The sequence below is a fragment of the Mycolicibacterium grossiae genome, from assembly GCF_008329645.1.
Lineage (GTDB): Bacteria > Actinomycetota > Actinomycetes > Mycobacteriales > Mycobacteriaceae > Mycobacterium > Mycobacterium grossiae.
In genome coordinates this window covers 3463290-3483864 of the sequence record NZ_CP043474.1, presented here as the reverse complement: position 1 = coordinate 3483864, position 20575 = coordinate 3463290, and the positions used below count along the sequence as shown (strand labels likewise).

Sequence of the window (20575 nt, the reverse complement as noted above, 5' to 3'; positions counted from 1 at the left end):
TCAGCGCGGGTGCGCGGCGATGAAGTCGACGACGACCTCGGCCAGCCGGGGGCCCTGGTCTTCCTGCAGGAAGTGTCCGCCTCCGGTGATCGTGACGTGGTCCTTCCCCTGGGCACCGCGCACGTGTCCGCGCAGCACCGGTTCGGCGGCACCGGTGATCGGGTCGGAATCGGAGAACGCACACAGAAACGGGCGGTCGTACTCGCCGAGCGCCGCCCAGGCGGCGCGGTTGCGCGCCGCGGCCGGGTCGTCCGGGCTGGTGGGCACGAGCAACGGGAACTGGCGCGCCCCGGCCTGATACGCGTCGTCGGGGAACGGGGCGTCGTACGCGGCGATCACCTCCGGCGACAGATCGGTGACCGTCGCGCCGTTGACGATCTGCCCGGCGGGGAACACCGGCACCTCCTGACTGAACTTCTGCCACGCGAGGAAGGCCTTGCCGGGGTGATGGTCGCCGGTGGGCAGCATGGTGTTGGCCGCCACCACCCTGGCGAACCGGTCGGGGTTCTCGGCGACCAGGCGCAACCCGATCAGTCCGCCCCAGTCCTGGCACACCAGGGTCACCGCGTCGAGGCCGATCGCCTCGATCGCCACCCACGTCCAGTCCGTATGCGCGGCATAGGAGTAGTCCTTGCGCCGCACGGGTTTGTCGCTGCGACCGAACCCGACGAGGTCGATGGCCACGGCGCGCAGTCCCGCCGCGGTGAGCACCGGGATCATCGTGCGATACAGGTAACTCCACGACGGCTCGCCGTGAAGCAGGAGCACGACCTCCCCGTCGCGCGGCCCCTCGTCGAGGTAGTGCATCCGCAGAACGCCGCCGTCGCCGGACGGCACCTCGACGTAATGAGGCTCGAAGGGAAAGTCCGGCAGGCCAGTGAAGCGGTCATCCGGCGTTCGCAAGGCGTCCACGAGCAGCTCCTCGATAGGGGTTCGGTCATCACAGCACGCGACGCAGTGCGTCCACCAGATCTCCGCGGTCCCCGACCGTCACGTCGGCGAGGTCGAGCCAGGCGGCCATCGTCCGCAGCTCCCCGGCCAGGGCGCGCGCGACGTGCGCGTGGTCGGACCCCGGTTCGGCGAACGCGCCGACCACGTGCAGGGCACCGCGGACGCGGTCCGCCTTCAAGTCGACGCGACCCACCAGGCGACCGTCCAGCAGGAACGGCCACACGTAGTAGCCGTACCGGCGCTTGGGCTGCGGCACGTAGATCTCGATGCGGTAGTGGAACCCGAACAGGCGCTCGACGCGGGGCCGGAAGAAGATCAACGGGTCGAACGGGCACAGCAGGGCCGTGCCCCGATCGCGGCGCGCCACCACCTGCCCGGCCCGCAGGTAGGCCGGCGCGGACCAGCCGTCGACGTCGACCGCTTCCAGCTCGCCCGCCGCCACCAGCGCGTCGACGGCGGGCTTGCTCTGCTTCGGGGTGAGCCGGAAGTAGTCGCGCAGATCGGTCTCGGTGGCCACCCCGAGCGCGCCCGCGGCCCGCAGCACCAGCTCGCGCACGGCCTCCTCGTCGTCGACCTCGCGGGCCACCACCTCGGGCGGCAGGACGCGCTCGGTGAGGTCGTAGTGCCGGGCGAAACCCACCCGCGTCGCGGTGGTCAGCACACCCGCCGACCACAGCGCCTCGGCCACCCACTTGGTCTCGCTGCGATCCCACCACGGCCCCTTGCGACCCCGCGGCTCCGTCTGCAGATGCGCCTCGATCTGGCCCGCGGTGGCCGGGCCCAGCTCGGCAACCGCCGCCACGACGTCGTCGGCGAGCGCGGCGTTGCGGGCGACGATGTCACGCCCCCACCGGCCCAGCGCGTACTCGCGCATCCGCCAGCGCAGCAGCGGCCAGTCCTCCACCGCCATCAGGGCGGCCTCGTGCGCCCAGTACTCGACGAGCAGCCGCGGGGACCGCGCGCTGTGGCTCCACGCCGCACGGTCGAGCACCTCGCGGTCGTAGGGCCCGAGACGGCTGAAGACCGGCGCATAGTGCGCGCGCACCGCGACCGACACCGAGTCCAGCTGCAACACCTGGATGCGCTGGACCAGCCGCCGCAGGTGCGCCCGTGTCACCGCCCCGGCGGGCTTGGCCTCGCCGAACCCCTGCGCAGCCACCGCGGTGCGCCGCGCGGCGTCGGCGGTCAGTCGCATCGGGCGAACCCGCCGCTCACGACCGCACGTAGGTGGAGAACCGGTAGCGCAGGCCCGACGCGCTGGTCAGCCACTCGCCGTCGGTGGCCTCCCACTGCTCGTCGAGCACGGGTGCCACCGCGTCGTCGTCTTCGCGGGGCAGGTCGACGTCGATCTCGGTGACCTCGCAGCGCGTCGCGGACGGCAGTGCGAGCGCATAGATCTGCGCCCCGCCGATGACCCAGGCGTCGTCTCCGGTCAGCGCCTGCTCGAGTCCGTCCACCACCGTCGCTCCGTCGGCCACGTACTCAGCATGCCGGGTGAGTACGACATTGCGGCGCCCCGGGAGCGGCCGCACCTTCGCCGGCAGCGACTCCCACGTCAGCCGGCCCATCACCACGGTGTGGCCCATGGTCAGGTCCTTGAAGCGTGCCTGGTCCTCGGGCAGCCGCCAGGGGATGCCGCCGTCGCGGCCGATGATCCCGGAGGTGGACTGTGCCCAGATCAGCCCCAGCGTCATACGGCGACGGGCGCCTTGATGGCGGGGTGCGGGTCGTAATCGAGCACGGCGATGTCCTCGAAGGCGTAGTCGAAGATCGAATCACGCAGCGCCAGAACGAGTTCCGGGTACGGGCGCGCCTCGCGACCGAGCTGCAGCGTCACCTGCTCGACGTGGTTGTCGTAGATGTGGCAGTCCCCGCCGGTCCAGACGAACTCCCCCACCCCGAGGCCGGCCTGGGCGGCCATCATGTGCGTCAGCAGCGCGTAGCTGGCGATGTTGAACGGCACGCCGAGGAACAGGTCGGCGCTGCGCTGGTAGAGCTGGCAGGACAACTTGCCGTCGGCGACGTAGAACTGGAAGAACGCATGACACGGCGGCAGCGCCATCTGCGGAATCTCCCCGACGTTCCAAGCCGAGACGATGTTGCGCCGGGAATCGGGATCGCGCCTCAGCAGGTCCAGTGCGGCGCTGATCTGGTCGACGTGCTCGCCCGACGGCGTCGGCCAAGCCCGCCACTGCACGCCGTACACCGGTCCCAGCTCGCCGGTCTCGCTGGCCCACTCGTCCCAGATGGTGACGCCGTGTTCGTGCAGCCACGCCACGTTGGAGTCACCCCGCAGGAACCACAGCAGCTCGTAGACCACCGACTTCAGGTGCACCTTCTTCGTGGTGATGAGCGGGAAGCCGGCGTTCAGGTCGTAGCGCATCTGATGGCCGAACAGGCTGCGAGTGCCGGTGCCGGTGCGGTCGGCCTTCGGCGTGCCGGTCTCGAGCACCCGCCGCAGCAGATCCTCGTACGGGGTCGGGATCGGCGCGGCGTTCGGCACTCGGTCAGTTTACGTCCAGACCGGTGGAGTAGAAGGGAGGGGCGAGCGAAGCGACGGGAGAATGCCGACCATGCCGACCATCAGCGACGTCATCACCACCTCCGACGGGGCCTGCCGTGTCACCTTGAGCACGCCGGACGACGGGGACGGACCGTGGCCCGGTGTGGTGATGTACCCCGACGCCGGCGGGGTGCGCCAGACCTTCGTCGACATGGCCGAACGGCTGGCCGGGCTCGGTTACGCGGTGCTGGTTCCCGACGTGTACTACCGCGCGGGCGCCTGGGAGCCGTTCGACATGGCCACGGTGTTCAGCGACCCCGAGGAACGCAAGCGCCTGTTCGGGATGATCTCGGAGGTCACGCCGGACGTCATGGTGTCCGCGCCGGCGCGTTCTTCGACTATCTGCAGGGCCGGCCCGAGGTGTCCGGGACGACGTTCGGTACCACCGGCTACTGCATGGGCGGCCGGACGTCGCTGGTGGTGGCCGGTCGCGTCCCCGAGCGGGTGGCGGCGGCGATGTCGTTCCACGGTGGCGGTCTGGTGACCGACGACGCGGACAGCCCGCACCTGCGCGCCGAGGCGATCACGGCGTTCGTCTACGTCGGCGGGGCCGAGGGCGACGGCTCCTTCACCGCCGAACACGCCGAGACGTTGGACCAGGCGCTCACCGCGGCCGGCGTCGACCACGTGATCGAGACGTACTCCGCCGCACACGGTTTCGCCGTTCCGGACAATGCGCCGTTCGACGAGGACGCCGCCGAGCGGCACTGGCGCGCGATGGCGGACACCTTCGGCGCGCACCTGCGCTGAGGCCGGTCGCCGACCTCCCGGGACGTCCGCGCACGGCGTAGGCGACGATTGGTCCGTGTACGACCAGACCTTCACCGAGCCCGAGTCCGGCGAATCGGGCTTCCGCATCGACCCGGTGCTCGCGCGCAGCTGGCTGCTCGTCAACGGCACCCAGTACGACCGCTTCGCCCCGGCCACGCGGTCGCGTGCCGACATCGTGGTGCTCGACATCGAGGACGCGGTGGCACCGAAGGACAAGGTGGCGGCCCGCGACAACGTGACCCGCTGGCTCGGCGACGACCACTCCGACTGGGTGCGCGTCAACGGGTTCGGGACGCCGTGGTGGGCCGATGACCTCGCGGCGCTGTCCGGGACGTCTGTCGGCGGGATCATGCTGGCGATGGTCGAGTCCGTCGACCACGTCACCGAGACGGCCAAGCGGCTGCCCAACGTCCCCATCGTCGCGCTCGTCGAGACCGCCCGCGGCCTGGAGCGGATCACCGAGATCGCCGCGACGAAGGGCACCTTCCGATTGGCGTTCGGCATCGGCGACTTCCGGCGCGACACCGGGTTCGGGGAGAACCCCGCGACACTCGCCTACGCCCGCTCGCGGTTCACCATCGCCGCGAAGGCCGCGCACCTGCCCAGCGCGATCGACGGCCCGACGGTCGGCTCCAGCGCGCTGCGGCTCAGCGAGGCGACCGCCGTGTCGGCCGAGTTCGGGATGACCGGCAAGATCTGCCTGACGCCCGACCAGTGCGCGACGGTCAACGAGGGACTCTCCCCGTCGCAGGAGGAGATCACCTGGGCCAAGGAGTTCTTCGCCGAATTCCAGCGCGACGGCGGCGAGATCCGCAACGGCTCGGACCTCCCCCGCATCGCGCGGGCCAACAAGATCCTGGAGCTGGCGACGGCCTACGGCATCCACGAATCCGAGTTCGGCGACGACCCAGACCACGTGCCCGCGCCGTCGGACACCTACCACTACTGAGGGTGCGGGGCTAGACCCGTCCGCGGCGGCGGGTGAACGCCCCGATCGAGCGCAGGATGCCGCGGGCGGCGTAGACGCCGGCCGCGACCGACGCGATGATCATCACGATGAACATGAGCAGCCAGTTGGCGCGGCTGTGCGGCACGTTCCACCACACGATGGTGAACAGGATGCCGCAGACGAATACGACGATGTCGCGCCAGTTGCCCTGATACGACATCGCGGCCTCGCGAATCGCGCGATTCTTGTCGACCGCGGCGATCACGTCGTCGACGCGCAGGTCGATCACCCGTTGCAGCTCCGCGCGTCGCTCGACCTGCTCGGCGGGGATCCGCTCGAGCAGGTCCATGTCCTGCTTGATCACCGCGCGCAGGTCGGGAGCCCGCAGGTTGCCGGCGACCACGCCGAGCAGGGCGCCGCCCGCGATCGGCGCTCCGGCGAGGGCCAGTTCGGCGAATCCGGGCACGAGGCGTCCTTTCGGGTCGATCCGTCAGCGGAACCGACGGTAACCGAGCCGCGCCGTCACCGTCGTCACTCCATCAACTGGGCGGCGACCGTGGCGCCGAGATTCCAGCAGTCCTCGAGCGCCGGCTTGTCCGGCTTGCCCGAGACCACCACCGTCGCCGCGGCCCGTCGCCAGCCGAGGCCCGTGGTGATCGCGTCGACGCCCCGCTCGGCACCCTCGGTGCCCTCGTTGCCGTGCAGGTACAGGCCGAACGGGCGGTTCTGGGTGGCGTCGAGGCACGGGTAGTAGCAGACGTCGAAGGCGTGCTTGAGCGCCCCGCTCATGTACCCGAGGTTGGCCGGGGTGCCGAGCACGTAGCCGTCGGCGTCCAGGACCTCCGCGGGCGCGACGGTCAACGCGGGCCGCCGGATGACCTCGACGTCCTCGATCTCGGGGTCGGTCGCCCCGGACACCACCGCCTCCAGCATTTCCTGGCAGTGCGGTGACGGCGTGTGGTGAATGATGAGCAGTCGCTTGCTCATTGGCTGCCGCGCTCCATCTCGACGGCCTTCTTCATCGTCTCGCGGGCCCGGGCGCGGTCACCGGCGTAGTCGTAGGCGCGCGCCAGCCGGTACCACTGCCGCCAGTCGTCGGGATCGTTTTCGAGGTCGGCCTTGACGTCGGCGAACAGCGCGTCGGCGGCCTCGCGGCGGATCCGTCCGGACGGCATCCGGGGCAGCTCGGTGACGTCGAGTTCCATGCCGTCCTCGCGCACCCGACGGGCGAGGCGTTGGTGGGCGAAGCCCGCGCGCAACGTGGCGACCATCGCCCACAGCCCGATGACCGGTAGCAGCAGGATGGCCGCGCCGAGCCCGATGCCGACGGCGTCGCCGCTGCCGAACAGCAGCACGGCCTGGCGGCCGAGCAGCACGAAGTAGAAGACCAGCGCTAGGCACATGGCGCCGATGAGCACCTGGGTCCGCAGGGCGCGGGCTCCGTCGCGGTCGGCCATGGCGGCGCCGTCCTAGAGGTCCAGCAGCGGTTCGATGCCCACCGTCAGGCCCGGGCGTCGGGCGACGTGGCGCACCGCGAGCAGCACACCGGGCACGAAGGAGGTCCGGTCGATGCTGTCGTGGCGGATGGTCAGCGTCTCGCCCTCGGTGCCGAACAGCACCTCCTGGTGCGCGACGAGTCCGGCGAGCCGCACCGAGTGCACCGGCACGCCGTCGACGTCGGCACCGCGGGCGCCGTCGAGCCCGGTGCTGGTGGCGTCGGGGTTCGGCGGCAGTCCCCGGCGCGCCTCGGCGATGAGCTTCGCCGTGCGGGTGGCGGTGCCGGACGGGGCGTCGGCCTTGTGCGGGTGGTGCAGTTCGATCACCTCGACGGAGGTGAAGAAGCGCGCGGCCTGCGCGGCGAAGTGCATCGACAACACGGCGCCGATCGCGAAGTTCGGCGCGATGAGCACCGCCGAGGACGGAGCGTCGGCCAGCCACCGTTCGACCTGGGCGATGCGTTCATCGGTGAAGCCGGTGGTGCCGACGACGGCGTGGATGCCGTGCTCGACGAGGAACTTCAGGTTGTCCATCACGACGTCGGGGTGGGTGAAGTCGACGACCACCTCGGTGTCGGTCTCGACGAAGCGGCTCAGCGGATCGCCGGCGTCGACCCCGGCGGTGAACGTGAGATCGTCGGCGGCCTCGACGCCCTCGACGATCGTCGCCCCCACCTTGCCCTTGGCGCCCAGCACTCCCACACGCATGGTGGGCAGCCTAGTCGCCGCCTGCGCCGCACTGTTCGGCCCCGATCGTCGAGGCCATTTTGGCGTCGCCGAGGGTCGCGCAGCGCTGTTAGCCTGCCGTCCGATGGGTTCCCGACACTTCCTCGCCACGGCGTTCCTGCTTGCGCTCGCCGTGGTGTCATTGCTCTCGGGAGTCGTCTTCGCGGCCGCCGGAACGCCCGTCGCCCTGCCCTACTGCGTGCTCTTCGCCTCGATCCTCGTCATCACCGCCGCACTGGGCAGATTGTTGCGGACCGGCGGCCGCTTGGACCTCGCCGCCAGCGTCACCACGGTCGTGCGCGATGGTGCCGCGTCCACGCGGATCGCCCACTCGTCCACGCAGTTCGCCCTCCTCATCGCCCTGCTGACGGCGTGCAGCGCGTTCTGCGTGCTCGCGTCCATCGGCATCGCCGTTCACGCGCGCGGCACCGAGGGCTTCCCCGTCATGTCGGTCGTGGCCGGAATCATCGGCGCGTTCTGTGCCACGTTCGTGGTCTCCGCCGCACTGGGACGGGTCCGCTGGCGAATCGATCGCCTACCGCCTGTGCCCATGATCGACGTCGACTGCCGGAAGTTCACCGCGCACCGCGACGCGCTCCTCCACTACCTGCGTCACTACGTCGAGAATCCCGCTGCGCGCAGTGAATTGGGTACCGAAGCGGCCGTCGCGCGCGCCGCTCGTCCGTGAGATCCGGTTTTTGGCGGGCCGCACTCGCACTTTCCCGCCGAAACTCGGATCTCGCGGCGGGCCGTCGGAGGGCCCGACGTCCCGTTAGCCCTCCAGCGCCGTGAGCGCCGATTCCGCCTCGGCGCGTTCGGTATCGGCCGCTCGAGCCCGCTCGGCGGCGGCCTCGGCGTCCTGTTGCGCCGCCTCGAGGTCGGCCTCGGCGGTGTTCACGTCGTGTTCGGCGGCGCTGAGCTGTTCGAGCAGCTTCTCGTAGCGGCGGCGCGCCGAGGTGAGCGCAGCCCGCTGGTCCTCGACGGCCTCGTCGGCGTCGGACTTCCCCGCCGCTGCTTTCTCGGCGGCCTTCACCGCGGTGTCGCGCCGCTTGCGGGCCGCACGCACCTCGGTCGCCGACGGTCCCGCAGGGCGCGTGGGCGCAGCCGACGATCTCTTGGCGGGACGCGAGGAGCGTTGCGGTGTTGCCGATTTCGGCCCTGCTCCCTTCTTCGCCCTGGGGGACGTGACGGCCGACGACGCGCCGAAGTCGCCGAAGCCGGAGAACTGCTCGGCCTTCTCCAGCCGCCCCAACCGCGCCGCGACGTCGGGGTCGGCGATGGCTGCCTGCACGGTGTTGGTGACGTCGTCGCGCAACGCCGCCGAGGGGCCGCCGACGTCGGCGGCGTCGAAGGCGGTGCGCACCAGCTCGTGCACCAACGCGCGCTGGGCGGCGGTCAGCTCGCGGATGCGGGAACCGTCCATCTCCGCGTGCGCCGCGCGCAGCGAGGCACTCATGTCGGTGAGACGTGGCACGGCGGTCGGGTCCGCGCGCACCAGCGCGTTGACCACCCACGCAGCGGTCGTCGGCCGGCGGGCGGCCGCAATGGCCTTCGCCTCGTCGGCGTCCCCGCGCTTCTTCGCCGACGCGGCGAGTTCCTTGCGCAGCGCCGTGAACTCCTCCGGCGGTACCCCGTAGAGCCGGTCGAGGTCGTCGTCGACGCTCACCGCGGCCTCACAGCGGCGACGCTCCGCGCAGGTGCTCGAAGATGAGCGACGTCTGCGTGCCGGCGACGTCGCTGTCGGCATTGAGGTTCTGCACCACGAAGGAGCGCAGGTCGTCGGTGTCACGCGCCGCGACGTGCAGGATGAAGTCGTCGGCTCCTGCCAGGAAGTAGACGTCCATCACCTGCGGACGCCGGCGGATGTGCCGGATGAAGCTGTCGATCTTGCCGCGGGCGTTCGATTGCAGGCTCACCGAGATCATCGCCTGCAGGGACAACCCCAGTGCGGCGGGATCGATGTCGGCGTGGAAACCGCGGATGACGCCGATCTCCTGGAGCCGACGGACGCGCCCGTGACAGGTCGACGGTGCGATGCCGACGTGCTCGGCCAGCGCGGTGTTCGACATCCGGGCATCGGCGTGCAGCGCCACGAGGATGTGGCGGTCCACCTCGTCGAGGTCGACGGGCCGAACATCCTTCGACGTCGACCGTTCGCCAGGCATCGATTTCGATGATCTGACTGTCATCGTGTCAACCTATCGAATGATTCTCATATCCGTTGCATGTATTCCGAAGTTTCTTCACACTCTTCCTAACGCCAATGCGAGGAGTGCAGGACATGCGGGTCGGGATCCCCACCGAGATCAAGAACAACGAGTACCGGGTCGCCATCACGCCGGCCGGGGTGGCCGAGCTGACGCACCGCGGCCACGAGGTACTGATCCAGGCCGGCGCCGGTGAGGGTTCGGCGATCTCGGACCGTGACTTCAAGGCCGCCGGCGCTCAGCTCATCGACACCGCCGACGAGGTGTGGGCCTCGGCCGACCTCCTGCTCAAGGTGAAGGAACCCATCGAGGCAGAGTACGGCCGCCTGCGCGAGGGCCAGACGCTGTTCACCTATCTGCACCTGGCTGCGTCCAAGCCGTGCACCGATGCGCTGCTCGCCTCGAAGACGACGTCGATCGCCTACGAGACCGTGCAGACGGCGGACGGCGCGCTGCCGCTGCTCGCCCCCATGAGCGAGGTTGCCGGCCGGTTGTCCGCCCAGGTCGGTGCCTACCACCTCATGCGCAGCCACGGTGGCCGCGGCGTGCTGATGGGCGGCGTCCCCGGCGTCGCACCGGCCGAGGTGGTCGTGATCGGCGGCGGCGTCGCCGGCTACAACGCCGCCCGCATCGCCAAGGGCATGGGCGCGCACGTCACCGTCTTCGACCTGAACGTCAACACGCTGCGCAAGATCGACAACGAGAACAACGGCGTCATCGAGACCCGCTACTCGTCGATGCTCGAACTCGAGGAGGCCGTGAAGCGCGCCGACCTCGTCATCGGCGCGGTGCTGGTGCCCGGCGCCAAGGCGCCGAAGCTGGTCACCAACGCGACGGTCGCCGGGATGAAGGCCGGCGCGGTGCTCGTCGACATCGCCATCGACCAGGGCGGCTGCTTCGAGGACTCGCGTCCCACCACGCACGACGACCCCACCTTCGCCGTGCACGACACCGTCTTCTACTGCGTCGCCAACATGCCCGGCGCGGTGCCGCGGACCTCGACGTTCGCCTTGACCAACGCCACCATGCCGTACGTGTTGAAGCTGGCCGACAAGGGCTGGCAGGCGGCGTGCGCGGGCGATCCGGCGCTGGCCAAGGGCCTCTCGACGCACCAGGGCGCCCTGCTGTCCGAGCAGGTGGCCGCCGATCTCGACCTGCCCTACGCCGACCCGGCGAGCCTGCTGGTCTAGCGACTTTCCTCCCACTCGCCCGGTCGGCGCCCCCGAGGCACCGGCCGGGCGACGTCATGTGGCGACCTACACTTCTTGACACCCGTCAAGTACGGTGTGGCCATGACCCTCGCAGACGTGTTGCCCGGCGCGCCGACGACCACCGCGGACGCGCTCGCGCTCTTCGACGCCTCCCCCGCCGTCGATCCGGAGTTCATGATCGGCACGTGGCACGGCGACGAACTACCCACCGGCCACCCGCTGGACGGCATGCTCGAGGCCAGTGGCTGGTGGGGCAAGCAGTTCGTCGACGGTGAGACGGTGCACCCACTGCTGTTTCCGACCCGCGACGGCGCCGCCCTGTGGGCGCTGAATCCGATGCTCGCGTTCGGCGGGCTCGGTGTGGCGACGAAGCTCCCCGCGCTGAAGAACCGCAACCTGCGCGGACTGGTCACCGCACTCGACCCGGTCCTGCGGACCCGTTCGGCCAAGGCGCGCCTGCGCACCACCCGCTACCGCGGCGTCGACACCGCCACGATGATCTACGACCAGCTGCCGATCAACGACGTGTTCCGGCTGCTCGACGACACACCCGGAGCCGAGACCGTCCTGGGCGCGATGGACCTGCGCGGCCTGCGGCACCCCTACTTCTTCGTGCTCCGGCGCGACGATTCGCTCCGGCTGCGCTGAACCACCTCACGCCGGCACGCGCGAAGGATTGACACCGCGCATCAACGCGTCGTCGCGTCGTGCTGACTCCGGTACTGCCGCAACTGGGCTCGCGTGGCGCGGTCCAGGGCGCGGTCCATGCTGGCGTGGGCCCGCCGTCGGGCGACCTGACGCATGACGTCGACGAGGTCGGCGGCCCACGCCAGTTCGGCGTCGTCGGCGGGATACCAGCCGGCCCCGCGCTGACGAACCACTTCGGCATGCGCGGCGGCCGACAGCACGCGGGCGGCCTCGTCGAGTTTCTGGTCGACCACCGAGGTGGTGGCCAACACGGCCGACAGGGGCATGCCGCGGGAGACCAGCTGGGCGAAGTCGTCGACGAGTTGCCCGTCGTGGACGAGGTAGGAATCGTCGTCGGCGGGTTCGATGATGTCGTCGGCGATCAACTGCCGAACGGTCGCGTCCTCGAGCGGACCCAGGCGGGACTCCAGGTGGGCGCGCGTCATGGTCAGCGGCTTGGCACGCGAGAAGGGCTCGGTCACCAGCTCACCGAGATCGGCGAGGTCGAGCACCTCCACGAGGCCTTGACCGCGCTGCATCCCGGTGATGAACGTCAGGATGTGCTTGACGGTGAATCCCTGCCCCAGCAACCGCATGATGGCCTGAAGACGGGTGAGGTGCGTGTCGGTGTAGATCGCGGCGCGACCGCGACGCTGAGGTCGTGGCAGCAATCCGTGATCCAGATAGACGCGAACATTGCGGGTCGTCGTCCCCGCCTCCCGCGCGAGGTCGTCGATCCGGTATTCGGTCACCATCGCATGCTAGGCGGTCAGCACCGGCGCACCATCGTGCTCGGGTGCGGTGATCTTGTAGTCCCGAAGGTCCACCGACTTGAGCTGGCCGACGTACTGGGTGGCGAAGCCGGGGAACATGGTGGCGTTGAATCCGTCCTCGGTGAGGTACCAGCTCTGGCAGCCGGAGTTCCACGTCGTGGCGCGCAGCCTGCGCTGGATGTCGTCGTTGAAGCGGGCCTGCGCGTCGGGGCGGACGTCGAGCGCCTTCCACCCGAAGCGCAGCAGTGCGCCGATCGCCTCGACGATGTAGTCGATCTGCGCCTCCATGTACACCAGCGCCGAGCTGTGCCCGGGCCCCGAGTTGGGGCCGAAGGTGAAGAACAGGTTGGGGTAGCCGGACACCGCCACGCTGCGGTAGGCATAAGCGCCCCTGCTCCATTCCGACGCCAGGTCCCGACCGTCGACACCGGTGATCGCAAACGGCGTTCCCGCCTTGCACACCTCGAAGCCGGTGGCGAACACGATGGCGTCGAACTGGTGCTCGATGCCCTCCACGGTGCGAATCCCTTGCGGCGACAGCCGCGCGATGGGCCAGGTGACCAGCTTGCAGTTCTCCGCCTGCAGCGCGGGGTAGTAGTCACTGGTCATCAGCAGCCGCTTGCATCCTGCCGCGAAGTCTGGTGTCAGCTGCCGACGCAGCCACGAATCCTTCACCTGGCGGCGCAGATTCGCGCGGCTGATCGCCTCCACCACGCGGGTGAAGGGGCTGTCCCACACGACGCCCAGGGCCACCGACTCGTGACCCCAGAACCACGCCGACCTGACGGCCTTCTCCGTCACGGGCGCCGCGGCGTACACGCGTCGCAGCCAATCGGGGGTGCGGCCGTTGAACCGCGGCAACACCCAACCCGGCGTGCGCTGGAAGACCTTCACCGATCCGGCGGTCTCGACCAACCTCGGGATGATCTGCACCGCGCTGGCCCCGGTCCCGATGACGGCGACCTTCTTGCCGGTGAAGTCGTAGTCGTGATCCCAGCGGGCGCTGTGAATCGTCGTGCCCTCGTAGGTGTCGATGCCCTCGATGTCGGGCAGGCTCGGGTTGGCCAGCGGGCCGGAGGCCACGATCACCGAGCGGGCGCGCACCGGTTCGCGGCCCTCGAAGGCCACCGACCAGTGTCCGGCCGCCTGGTCGTAGGCGAGCCCGGTGACGGTGTGCCCGAAGCGGATGCGGGGGCCGAGTCCCGCCGACGCCACCATCTGGTCGACGTAGTCCAGGATCTCCGCGCTGCCCGAGTAGGTGTGCGACCAGTCCGGGTTGGGTGCGAAGCTGTAGGAATACAGCCGCGACGGGATGTCGCATGCAGCACCGGGATAGGTGTTGTCCCGCCAGGTACCGCCGACCCGGGTGTCGCGCTCGAAGACGACGAAGTCGGTGATTCCCTGCTGCTGCAGCCGGATGGCCGCGCCGATCCCGGCGAAGCCGGCCCCGATGATCGCGACGCCGATCATGCGGTCGCCTCGTAGGTCAGCTCTTCGGTCCACGTGGGGGTGTAGCGCACCAGCGGCATCGGGATGACACCGGTGACCTTCACCAGCGAGTCTGCCAGCCAGTGGTACTTCGACGTGCGGTCGATGACCTTCTTGCTGTGCCAGGAGATGAAGCGGTACATCGGAACCCGGTAGACGAACTCGCTCCGCTCGCCGACGCTGCGGAACCGGCGCATGGCCTGGTACAGCTTCTCCTCGTCGACGCCCATGTCGACGATATTGTCGCGCATCTTGTTCAGCAGCGGGAAGTAGCTCAGCGTGCCGATGAGCAGCGCCGGATTCATCCAGCTGCCGACGAACTCGACGGCCAGCTTGCGCGCCGTTGCGTGACCCAGGATGTCCATGACCTCGAAATCCACGGCCAGGTGCCGGGATTCGTCGGAGTTGATGCGCTTGAAGACCTCTTGGGCCACCGGGTCCTTCACCTCGTCGGTGATGAACTTGATCAGTGCCCCGTCCAGGGCGACCTCGAGCATCGGGATGACGGTCCCGAGGATCGACAGCGACATGCCGTCGGAGAACTTGTCGAGCCACGTGATGACCAGCTGCACGTTCACACTCGGGGCGGGGATTTCGTCGTTCTCCAGCATGCCCCAGCGGCGCATCAGTGCCAGTTCGGCGTTGGCGTGCTTCTGCTCTTCGGCGTGGAAGTGCTCGTAGATGCTCTTGAGCGTGGGCGTCGGGGCCTTCTTCGCCAGGGCGGCGAAGCCGCGTGCACCGACGTTCTCGATCCACATCAGATCGGTCATGAACGGCTTGAGCTTCGCCCACAGCTCGTCGTCGATGAGTTCGGCGCCGGGTGCGTCCCAGTCGATGTCGACCAAGGCCCACTGCTTGTCCTTGATCTTCTGCAGCATGTTGTCCAGATCCATCGCCACGAGCAATTCCTTTCGACGTTGGGTTTCGGTCAGGCAGGGAGGAGTCGGCCGAGCAGTCCGGCGCCGCGGACGTAGAGCGCCGGAAAGTGTCGTTTGAGGTGCCAGATGACGGTGGCGTCCCATTGCGGCACCACGTACAGCCGGCCACCGTCGTGGGCGTCGAGGGTGCGCGCGGCGACGTCGTCGGGCGACAGCCCGGTGAGGCGGGCCAGTCGCAGGCTGAGGCTCTGCGACGCCGGGGTGATGCGCCCGTCGGTGAACACGTTGGTCTTGACGAAGGTCGGGCACAGCACCGTCACCGCCACCCCGGTGCCGGCCAGTTCGGCGGCCAGGGTCTCCGACAGCGACATCACCGCGGCCTTGGACACGTTGTAGGCGGCCATCGACGGTGCCGCGGCGAAGCCCGCCGCCGACGCCACGTTGATGATGCCGCCGCGTCCGGCCGAGCGCAGCATCGGGGTGAAGACCTCACACCCGTGCACCACGCCCCACAGGTTGATGCCCAGCGCCCAGTCCCAGTCCTCGAAACCGATGTCGCCCACGGGTTTTCCACCGATTCCCACTCCGGCGTTGTTGATCACCAGCGTCGGCGGGCCGTCGAAGATCTGCTGCGCCTGCTTGGCCAGGAGTTCGACGGCCGTGCGGTCGGACACGTCGCAGGTCACGGCGTGACCGGTGCCGTGGGGAAGCGCCTCGATCAGGGCCACCGTCTCCGCGGCGCGGTCCGGGTCGATGTCGGCGCAGACGACGTCACCGCCGCGGCGGGCGAGTTCGAGGGCGAAGGCGCGTCCGATACCGCTGCCCGCCCCGGTGATCACCGCCTTGGCGGCGGCGGTGCGTCGCGGACCGCGCCACGATCGGAGCACGGAGTCGATTCCGAGCATCAGGCCATCTCCTGGTGGGTCGGGTGTCCCGCACCGGCGAGATGCGCGGTGCGGACGGCGGCTGATCGCCGCGATGACGGCCGCCTCGGGCTGCGCCTGGCCGGCGCGCTCCCGAACAGACCATCACCAATGGTGCCATTTGTCAATGGCACACTTCGGATTGTGAACATTCGCTGCATGGTCAGCCCGACCACACAGCAGCATCGGATCCGGCACCGGGTCCGACGGGGTTGACGGTCCGCGTCAGCGCGCGGTGAGGTGCCTGACGAGCAGAGCGGCGAGATCACCGATCATCGGACGCACGCTCTCCGCCTCCGGGTCGGGAGCCTGCGCGCGAGTGAGAAAGGCCAGCAGCAGGCGCTGGCCATCGGGACCGTAGACCACGCCGACGTCGTTGGTCACGCCGTAGTCACCGCTGCCGGTCTTGTCCGCGCTGGCCCATCCCGGCGGTAGGCCCGCCCGCATGCTCGACGTCTGGTTGGCACGCATCCACTCCTCGAGCCGGCCGCGCTCCGACGCGCCGAGCACGGTCCCGGTGAGCAAGTCGCGAAAACCCGAGCCGAGCGCCCGGGGCGTGCTGGTGTCACGGGGATCGCCGGGTACGGCCGCGTTCAGCTCGATCTCCCATCGATCCAGCCGGGTCCGGTCGTCGCCGATGCTGCGCGCGAAGTCGGTGATGCGCGACGGTCCGCCGATGATGCGCAGCAGCCAGTTGCCCGCGGCGTTGTCGCTGCGCTGCAGCGCAGCCGCACACAGCTCGGCGATGGTCATGTTCGCCCCGACGCGGGTCTCGGTGACCGGCGAGTTCGGCACGATGTCGGACGCCTCGATCGTCACGGCGTCGGTGAGATTCAGCTCGCGCGCCGCGGACTTCTGCAACACCCGCGCGGCGGCATAGGCCTTGAACGTCGAGCACATCGCCGACGGGTCGTCGGCGCGGTGCGCGACCGTCGCGCCGGTGACGAGATTTTGCGCGAACACTCCGGCGAAGGCGCCGTAGCGCCGTTCCAGCTCGGCGATCCGCTCCTCGATCGGCGGGACGGGCTCACCCGGATCCGCCGGCGCCACCGGCTCGTTCGCGCACGCCGCGAGCACGGCCAGCGCACCACCGCCGAGCAGCAGCGAGCGTCGGCGCATCAGCCGGCCAATGCCCGCAGCGGCTTCGGGAGCGACCGCTTGGACCGATGCGGTCCCAGCACGGCCGCACCGAACGGCTTCGAGAACAGTTGTCGCGCAACACTGTTCACTTCGTCGATGGTGACGGCCTCGATGGATGACAGGCTCTCGTCGATGCTGCGGTGAAAGCCGTAGTTCAGCTCGTTGCGACCGAGCCGGTGCATCCGGGACGCGGAGTCCTCCAGGCCCAGCACCAGTCCGCCGCGCAACGAGCCCTTGGCGATCCGGCACTCGTTCTCGCTGAGACCGTCGCGGGCCACCTCGGCCAGGACGTCGGTGGTCACGCGGACGACTTCGTCGAACCGGTCCGGTAGGCAGCCGGCGTACACCGAGAGGGCACCGGCGTCGGAGAACGTGTCGACCGTCGAGTACACCGAGTAGGCCAACCCGCGTTGCTCCCGAATCTCCTGGAAAAGACGGGAACTCAGCCCCCCGCCGAGCGCGCAGTTCAGCACCGACAGCGCCCACCGGTGGTCCCAGTGCCGGCCCGCCGTACGCACGCCGAGGAACATGTGGGTCTGCTCGGTGTCGCGGTTCACCAGGTGCAGCGTCGGCTCGCCGCCGACCCGTCCGGAGCCCTTGCGCGGCGCGACGGGTTGGCGCTCGGGCTGCAGCCGCGGACCGAAGTGTTTCCGGGCGAGCCGCACCACCTGGTCGTGGTCGACGTTGCCCGCGACCGCGAGGATCATCCGCTCGGGCGTGTAGCGCCGCACGTGGAACGAATGCAGCTGTGCGCGTGTCATGTCCGTGATCGACTCGACGCTGCCGATGACCGGGCGACCGACGGGATGATCGGCGAACATCGCGGCGAGGAAGACGTCGCCGAGGGTGTCCTCGGGGTCGTCGTCGCGCATCGCGATCTCCTCGAGCACCACGTCGCGCTCCACCTCGACGTCGTCGGCCGCGCACCGGCCGCGCAGCACGACGTCGGACACCAGGTCGATCGCGAGTTCCAGGTCGGAATCGAGCACGTGGGCGTAGTAGCAGGTGTGCTCGCGTGCGGTGAAGGCGTTCAGCTCGCCGCCGACGGCGTCGACCGCCTGGGCGATGTCGACGGCCGAGCGGGTCGGCGTCGACTTGAACAGCAGGTGCTCAAGGAAGTGCGCCGCACCGGCGACGCTGGGGCCCTCGTCACGCGAGCCGACGCCGACCCACAGGCCGACCGACGCCGAGCGCACCGAGGGGATGTGCTCCGTGACGACGCGCAACCCTCCGGGGAGGGTTGCGCGCCGTACCGAGTCAGTTGTCTGCCGTCGCGGCATCTGCAGGCGCGGCGGCCGCATCCGGGGACGATCCGTTGCCACCGGCAGCCTCGGGAGCGGCCCCGGCCTCGGTCTCCTCGGCCACGAGCACCAGCGAGATCTTGCCGCGGTTGTCGATGTCGGCGATCTCCACGCGGAGCTTGTCACCGACCTTCACCACGTCCTCGACCTTCGCGATGCGCTTGCCGCGGCCCAGCTTGCTGATGTGCACCAGGCCGTCACGGCCGGGCAGCAGCGAGACGAACGCGCCGAAGTCGGTGGTCTTGACGACCGTGCCGAGGAAGCGCTCGCCCACCTTGGGCAGCTGGGGATTGGCGATGGCGTTGATCTTGTCGATCGCCGCCTGCGCCGCCTCGCCGTTGCTCGCACCGACGAACACCGTGCCGTCGTCCTCGATGGAGATCGACGCGCCGGTCTCCTCGGTGATCGAGTTGATCATCTTGCCCTTGGGCCCGATGACCTCGCCGATCTTGTCCACCGGCACCTTGATGGTGGTGATGCGCGGCGCGTAGGGGCTCATCTCATCGGGCTCGTCGATGGCGTCGGCCATGACCTCGAGGATCGTGATGCGCGCGTCCTTCGCCTGCGCCAGCGCACCGGCCAGCACCTGCGACGGGATGCCGTCCAGCTTGGTGTCCAACTGCAGGGCGGTGACGAAGTCCTTGGTGCCCGCGCACTTGAAGTCCATGTCGCCGAACGCGTCCTCGGCGCCGAGGATGTCGGTCAGCGTGACGAAGCGGCGCTCGGTCTTGCCGTCCACCTCGACGTCGTCGGACACCAGGCCCATCGCGATGCCGGCCACCGGCGCCTTGAGCGGCACGCCGGCGTTGAGCAGCGCCAGCGTCGAGGCGCAGACCGAACCCATCGACGTCGAGCCATTGGAGCCCAGCGCCTCGGACACCTGACGGATGGCGTACGGGAACTCCTCGACGCTCGGCAGCACCGGCACCAGCGCCCGCTCGGCGAGCGCGCCGTGGCCGATCTCGCGACGCTTCGGCGAACCGACGCGCCCGGTCTCACCGGTGGAGAACGGCGGGAAGTTGTAGTGGTGCATGTAGCGCTTGCTGGTCTCCGGGCCGAGCGAGTCGATCTGCTGGGCCATCTTGACCATGTCGAGCGTCGTGACGCCCATGATCTGGGTCTCGCCACGCTCGAACAGCGCGCTGCCGTGCGCCCGCGGGATCACGGCGACCTCGGCGGACAGCGCGCGGATGTCGGTGATGCCGCGGCCGTCGATGCGGAAGTGGTCGGTGAGGATGCGCTGCCGCACCAGCTTCTTGGTCAGCGCCCGGTAGGCGGCGCCGATCTCCTTTTCCCGGCCGGCGTAGGTCTCGGCGAGGCGCTCGAGCACCTCGAACTTGATCTCGTCGGTGCGGTCGTTGCGCTCTTCCTTGCCCGCGATGGTGAGGGCCTTGGCCAGCTCGTCGGTGGCGACCGAGGACACGGCGTAGAAGACGTCGTCCTGGTAGTCGGGGAACAGCGGGTACTCGGCGGTCTCCTTGCCGGCGGACTCGAACAGCTCCTCCTGCGCGGTGCACAGCGCGGCGATGAACGGCTTGGCGGCCTCGAGGCCCTCGGCGACGACGGACTCGGTTGGTGCGCCGGCGCCACCGGCCACCAGCTCGATGACGTTCTCGGTGGCCTCGGCCTCGACCATCATGATCGCGACGTCGGCGGTGTCGCCCTCGCCCACCTTGCGGCCGGCGACCACCATGTCGAACACCGCACGCTCGAGCTGCTCCACGGTCGGGAACGCGACCCACTGGCCGTCGATCAGGGCGACGCGGACGCCGCCGACCGGGCCGGAGAAGGGCAGGCCGGAGATCTGGGTGGACGCCGACGCGGCATTGATAGCCAGCACGTCGTACAGGTCCTTGGGGTCCAGGCTCAGGACGGTGACGACGACCTGGATCTCGTTGCGCAGCCCCGAGACGAACGTCGGGCGCAGCGGCCGGTCGATCAGGCGGCAGGTGAGGATCGCGTCGGTGGAGGGACGGCCCTCGCGGCGGAAGAACGAGCCGGGGATGCGCCCGGCGGCGTACATCCGCTCCTCGACGTCGATGGTGAGCGGGAAGAAGTCGAAGTGATCCTTCGGGCTCTTGCTGGCCGTGGTGGCGGACAGCAGCATGGTCTCGTCGTCGAGGTAGGCGACGACCGAGCCGGCGGCCTGCTTGGCGAGGCGGCCGGTCTCGAAGCGGATGGTGCGGGAGCCGAAGCTTCCGTTGTCCAGGACGGCGGTGGCTTCGAAGACGCCGTCTTCGATCTCTACTGCGGACATGACGTGGGTCAGGCCTCTCTGATTCTCGTATGCGTGCACGGGGCACCCGTTTCGCACGCCTGACGAGAAGCCCGGGATGTTCCTGACGGCCGTCGATCGAAGCGGCCGGATCGTGATCCGGCAGCCACTACCGAAGACCGCCCATGCGAGATCGGGCTTTCCGTGGCGCACAGGAACGGTCGCGCGAATGTGCGCGGACCGCACCTCGTCCGAGCCGCAACGGGCAATCGAACGGGTCCATGTTACATGCCGCC

Annotated in this window: 21 protein-coding genes and 1 pseudogene; 5 read left to right on the top strand and 17 right to left on the bottom strand. The window is 69.6% G+C overall.

Going from position 1 to position 20575, the window contains the following annotated elements; translation table 11 throughout:
* Genes FZ046_RS16780 through FZ046_RS16765 form a run of 4 tightly spaced genes read right to left on the bottom strand, consistent with a single transcriptional unit; the run spans position 1 to position 3454 of the window.
* The gene (locus FZ046_RS16780) at positions 1-912 is read right to left on the bottom strand and encodes a haloalkane dehalogenase (RefSeq protein WP_070353273.1); all 912 of its coding nucleotides are present in this window, start codon (positions 910-912) and stop codon (positions 1-3) included.
* Between the two features lie 28 nt (positions 913-940).
* On the bottom strand, positions 941-2146 hold the full coding sequence (locus tag FZ046_RS16775; RefSeq protein ID WP_070353274.1) for a winged helix-turn-helix domain-containing protein: 1206 nt from the start codon (positions 2144-2146) through the stop codon (positions 941-943).
* 16 nt (positions 2147-2162) lie between these two features.
* Positions 2163-2645, bottom strand: coding sequence for a dihydrofolate reductase (locus FZ046_RS16770; RefSeq protein ID WP_070353275.1), 483 nt, complete (start codon positions 2643-2645; stop codon positions 2163-2165).
* The gene (locus FZ046_RS16765) at positions 2642-3454 is read right to left on the bottom strand and encodes a thymidylate synthase (RefSeq protein WP_070353276.1); all 813 of its coding nucleotides are present in this window, start codon (positions 3452-3454) and stop codon (positions 2642-2644) included. The genes FZ046_RS16770 and FZ046_RS16765 overlap by 4 nt, the downstream gene beginning before the upstream one ends.
* A 70-nt stretch (positions 3455-3524) precedes the next feature.
* Between FZ046_RS16765 and FZ046_RS16760 the strand changes: the two are divergent.
* Both FZ046_RS16760 and FZ046_RS16755 read left to right on the top strand, forming a co-directional pair.
* Positions 3525-4264: pseudogene (locus tag FZ046_RS16760) on the top strand (dienelactone hydrolase family protein).
* 55 nt (positions 4265-4319) lie between these two features.
* Entirely contained in the window at positions 4320-5234 is a 915-nt protein-coding gene (locus FZ046_RS16755; protein WP_070353277.1) for an HpcH/HpaI aldolase/citrate lyase family protein, read from the top strand.
* Between the two features lie 10 nt (positions 5235-5244).
* Here FZ046_RS16755 and FZ046_RS16750 read toward each other — a convergent pair whose 3' ends face one another.
* From FZ046_RS16750 to dapB, 4 genes are all read right to left on the bottom strand, one after another.
* A complete protein-coding gene (locus tag FZ046_RS16750) occupies positions 5245-5700 on the bottom strand; it encodes a hypothetical protein (RefSeq protein ID WP_070353278.1) in 456 nt (151 codons plus the stop codon).
* Positions 5701-5765: 65 nt separating this feature from the next.
* Entirely contained in the window at positions 5766-6221 is a 456-nt protein-coding gene (locus FZ046_RS16745; protein ID WP_070353279.1) for a flavodoxin family protein, read from the bottom strand.
* On the bottom strand, positions 6218-6691 hold the full coding sequence (locus FZ046_RS16740; protein WP_070353280.1) for a tetratricopeptide repeat protein: 474 nt from the start codon (positions 6689-6691) through the stop codon (positions 6218-6220). The genes FZ046_RS16745 and FZ046_RS16740 overlap by 4 nt, the downstream gene beginning before the upstream one ends.
* 12 nt (positions 6692-6703) lie before the next feature.
* Complete coding sequence (gene dapB, locus FZ046_RS16735) at positions 6704-7438, bottom strand: 4-hydroxy-tetrahydrodipicolinate reductase (RefSeq protein ID WP_070353281.1); 735 nt, start codon at positions 7436-7438, stop codon at positions 6704-6706.
* A gap of 103 nt (positions 7439-7541) precedes the next feature.
* Between dapB and FZ046_RS16730 the strand changes: the two genes are divergently transcribed.
* The gene (locus tag FZ046_RS16730) at positions 7542-8144 is read left to right on the top strand and encodes a hypothetical protein (RefSeq protein WP_070353282.1); all 603 of its coding nucleotides are present in this window, start codon (positions 7542-7544) and stop codon (positions 8142-8144) included.
* 84 nt (positions 8145-8228) lie between these two features.
* Here FZ046_RS16730 and FZ046_RS16725 read toward each other — a convergent pair whose 3' ends face one another.
* Complete coding sequence (locus tag FZ046_RS16725) at positions 8229-9122, bottom strand: hypothetical protein (RefSeq protein WP_070353283.1); 894 nt, start codon at positions 9120-9122, stop codon at positions 8229-8231.
* Between the two features lie 7 nt (positions 9123-9129).
* On the bottom strand, positions 9130-9645 hold the full coding sequence (locus tag FZ046_RS16720) for an HTH-type transcriptional regulator AldR (RefSeq protein ID WP_070353284.1): 516 nt from the start codon (positions 9643-9645) through the stop codon (positions 9130-9132).
* Positions 9646-9737: 92 nt separating this feature from the next.
* Between FZ046_RS16720 and ald the strand changes: the two genes are divergently transcribed.
* Both ald and FZ046_RS16710 read left to right on the top strand, forming a co-directional pair.
* Positions 9738-10853: an alanine dehydrogenase gene (ald, locus tag FZ046_RS16715; protein ID WP_070353313.1), complete on the top strand. Its 1116-nt coding sequence runs from the start codon at positions 9738-9740 to the stop codon at positions 10851-10853.
* 102 nt (positions 10854-10955) lie between these two features.
* Positions 10956-11522 carry a DUF4334 domain-containing protein gene (locus tag FZ046_RS16710; protein ID WP_070353314.1) on the top strand — a complete coding sequence of 189 codons (567 nt, stop codon included), beginning with the start codon at positions 10956-10958 and terminating at the stop codon, positions 11520-11522.
* A 41-nt stretch (positions 11523-11563) separates the two neighbouring features.
* On the opposite strand, the gene FZ046_RS16705 is transcribed toward FZ046_RS16710, so the two are convergent.
* From FZ046_RS16705 to FZ046_RS16675, 7 genes are all read right to left on the bottom strand, one after another.
* The gene (locus FZ046_RS16705; protein ID WP_070353315.1) at positions 11564-12313 is read right to left on the bottom strand and encodes a MerR family transcriptional regulator; all 750 of its coding nucleotides are present in this window, start codon (positions 12311-12313) and stop codon (positions 11564-11566) included.
* A gap of 9 nt (positions 12314-12322) precedes the next feature.
* The gene (locus tag FZ046_RS16700) at positions 12323-13804 is read right to left on the bottom strand and encodes a flavin-containing monooxygenase (RefSeq protein ID WP_070353285.1); all 1482 of its coding nucleotides are present in this window, start codon (positions 13802-13804) and stop codon (positions 12323-12325) included.
* Complete coding sequence (locus tag FZ046_RS16695; RefSeq protein WP_070353286.1) at positions 13801-14721, bottom strand: reductase; 921 nt, start codon at positions 14719-14721, stop codon at positions 13801-13803. The genes FZ046_RS16700 and FZ046_RS16695 overlap by 4 nt, the downstream gene beginning before the upstream one ends.
* A 29-nt stretch (positions 14722-14750) precedes the next feature.
* Positions 14751-15605, bottom strand: coding sequence for an SDR family NAD(P)-dependent oxidoreductase (locus FZ046_RS16690; RefSeq protein ID WP_070353287.1), 855 nt, complete (start codon positions 15603-15605; stop codon positions 14751-14753).
* Positions 15606-15848: 243 nt separating this feature from the next.
* Positions 15849-16742, bottom strand: coding sequence for a class A beta-lactamase (gene bla, locus FZ046_RS16685; protein ID WP_070353288.1), 894 nt, complete (start codon positions 16740-16742; stop codon positions 15849-15851).
* Positions 16742-18064, bottom strand: a complete 1323-nt coding sequence (locus FZ046_RS16680; protein WP_083298225.1) for a M16 family metallopeptidase — start codon at positions 18062-18064, stop codon at positions 16742-16744. The genes bla and FZ046_RS16680 overlap by 1 nt, the downstream gene beginning before the upstream one ends.
* Complete coding sequence (locus FZ046_RS16675; RefSeq protein WP_070353289.1) at positions 18021-20321, bottom strand: polyribonucleotide nucleotidyltransferase; 2301 nt, start codon at positions 20319-20321, stop codon at positions 18021-18023. Before FZ046_RS16675 ends, FZ046_RS16680 begins: the two co-directional genes overlap by 44 nt.
* Positions 20322-20575: the final 254 nt, after the last annotated feature.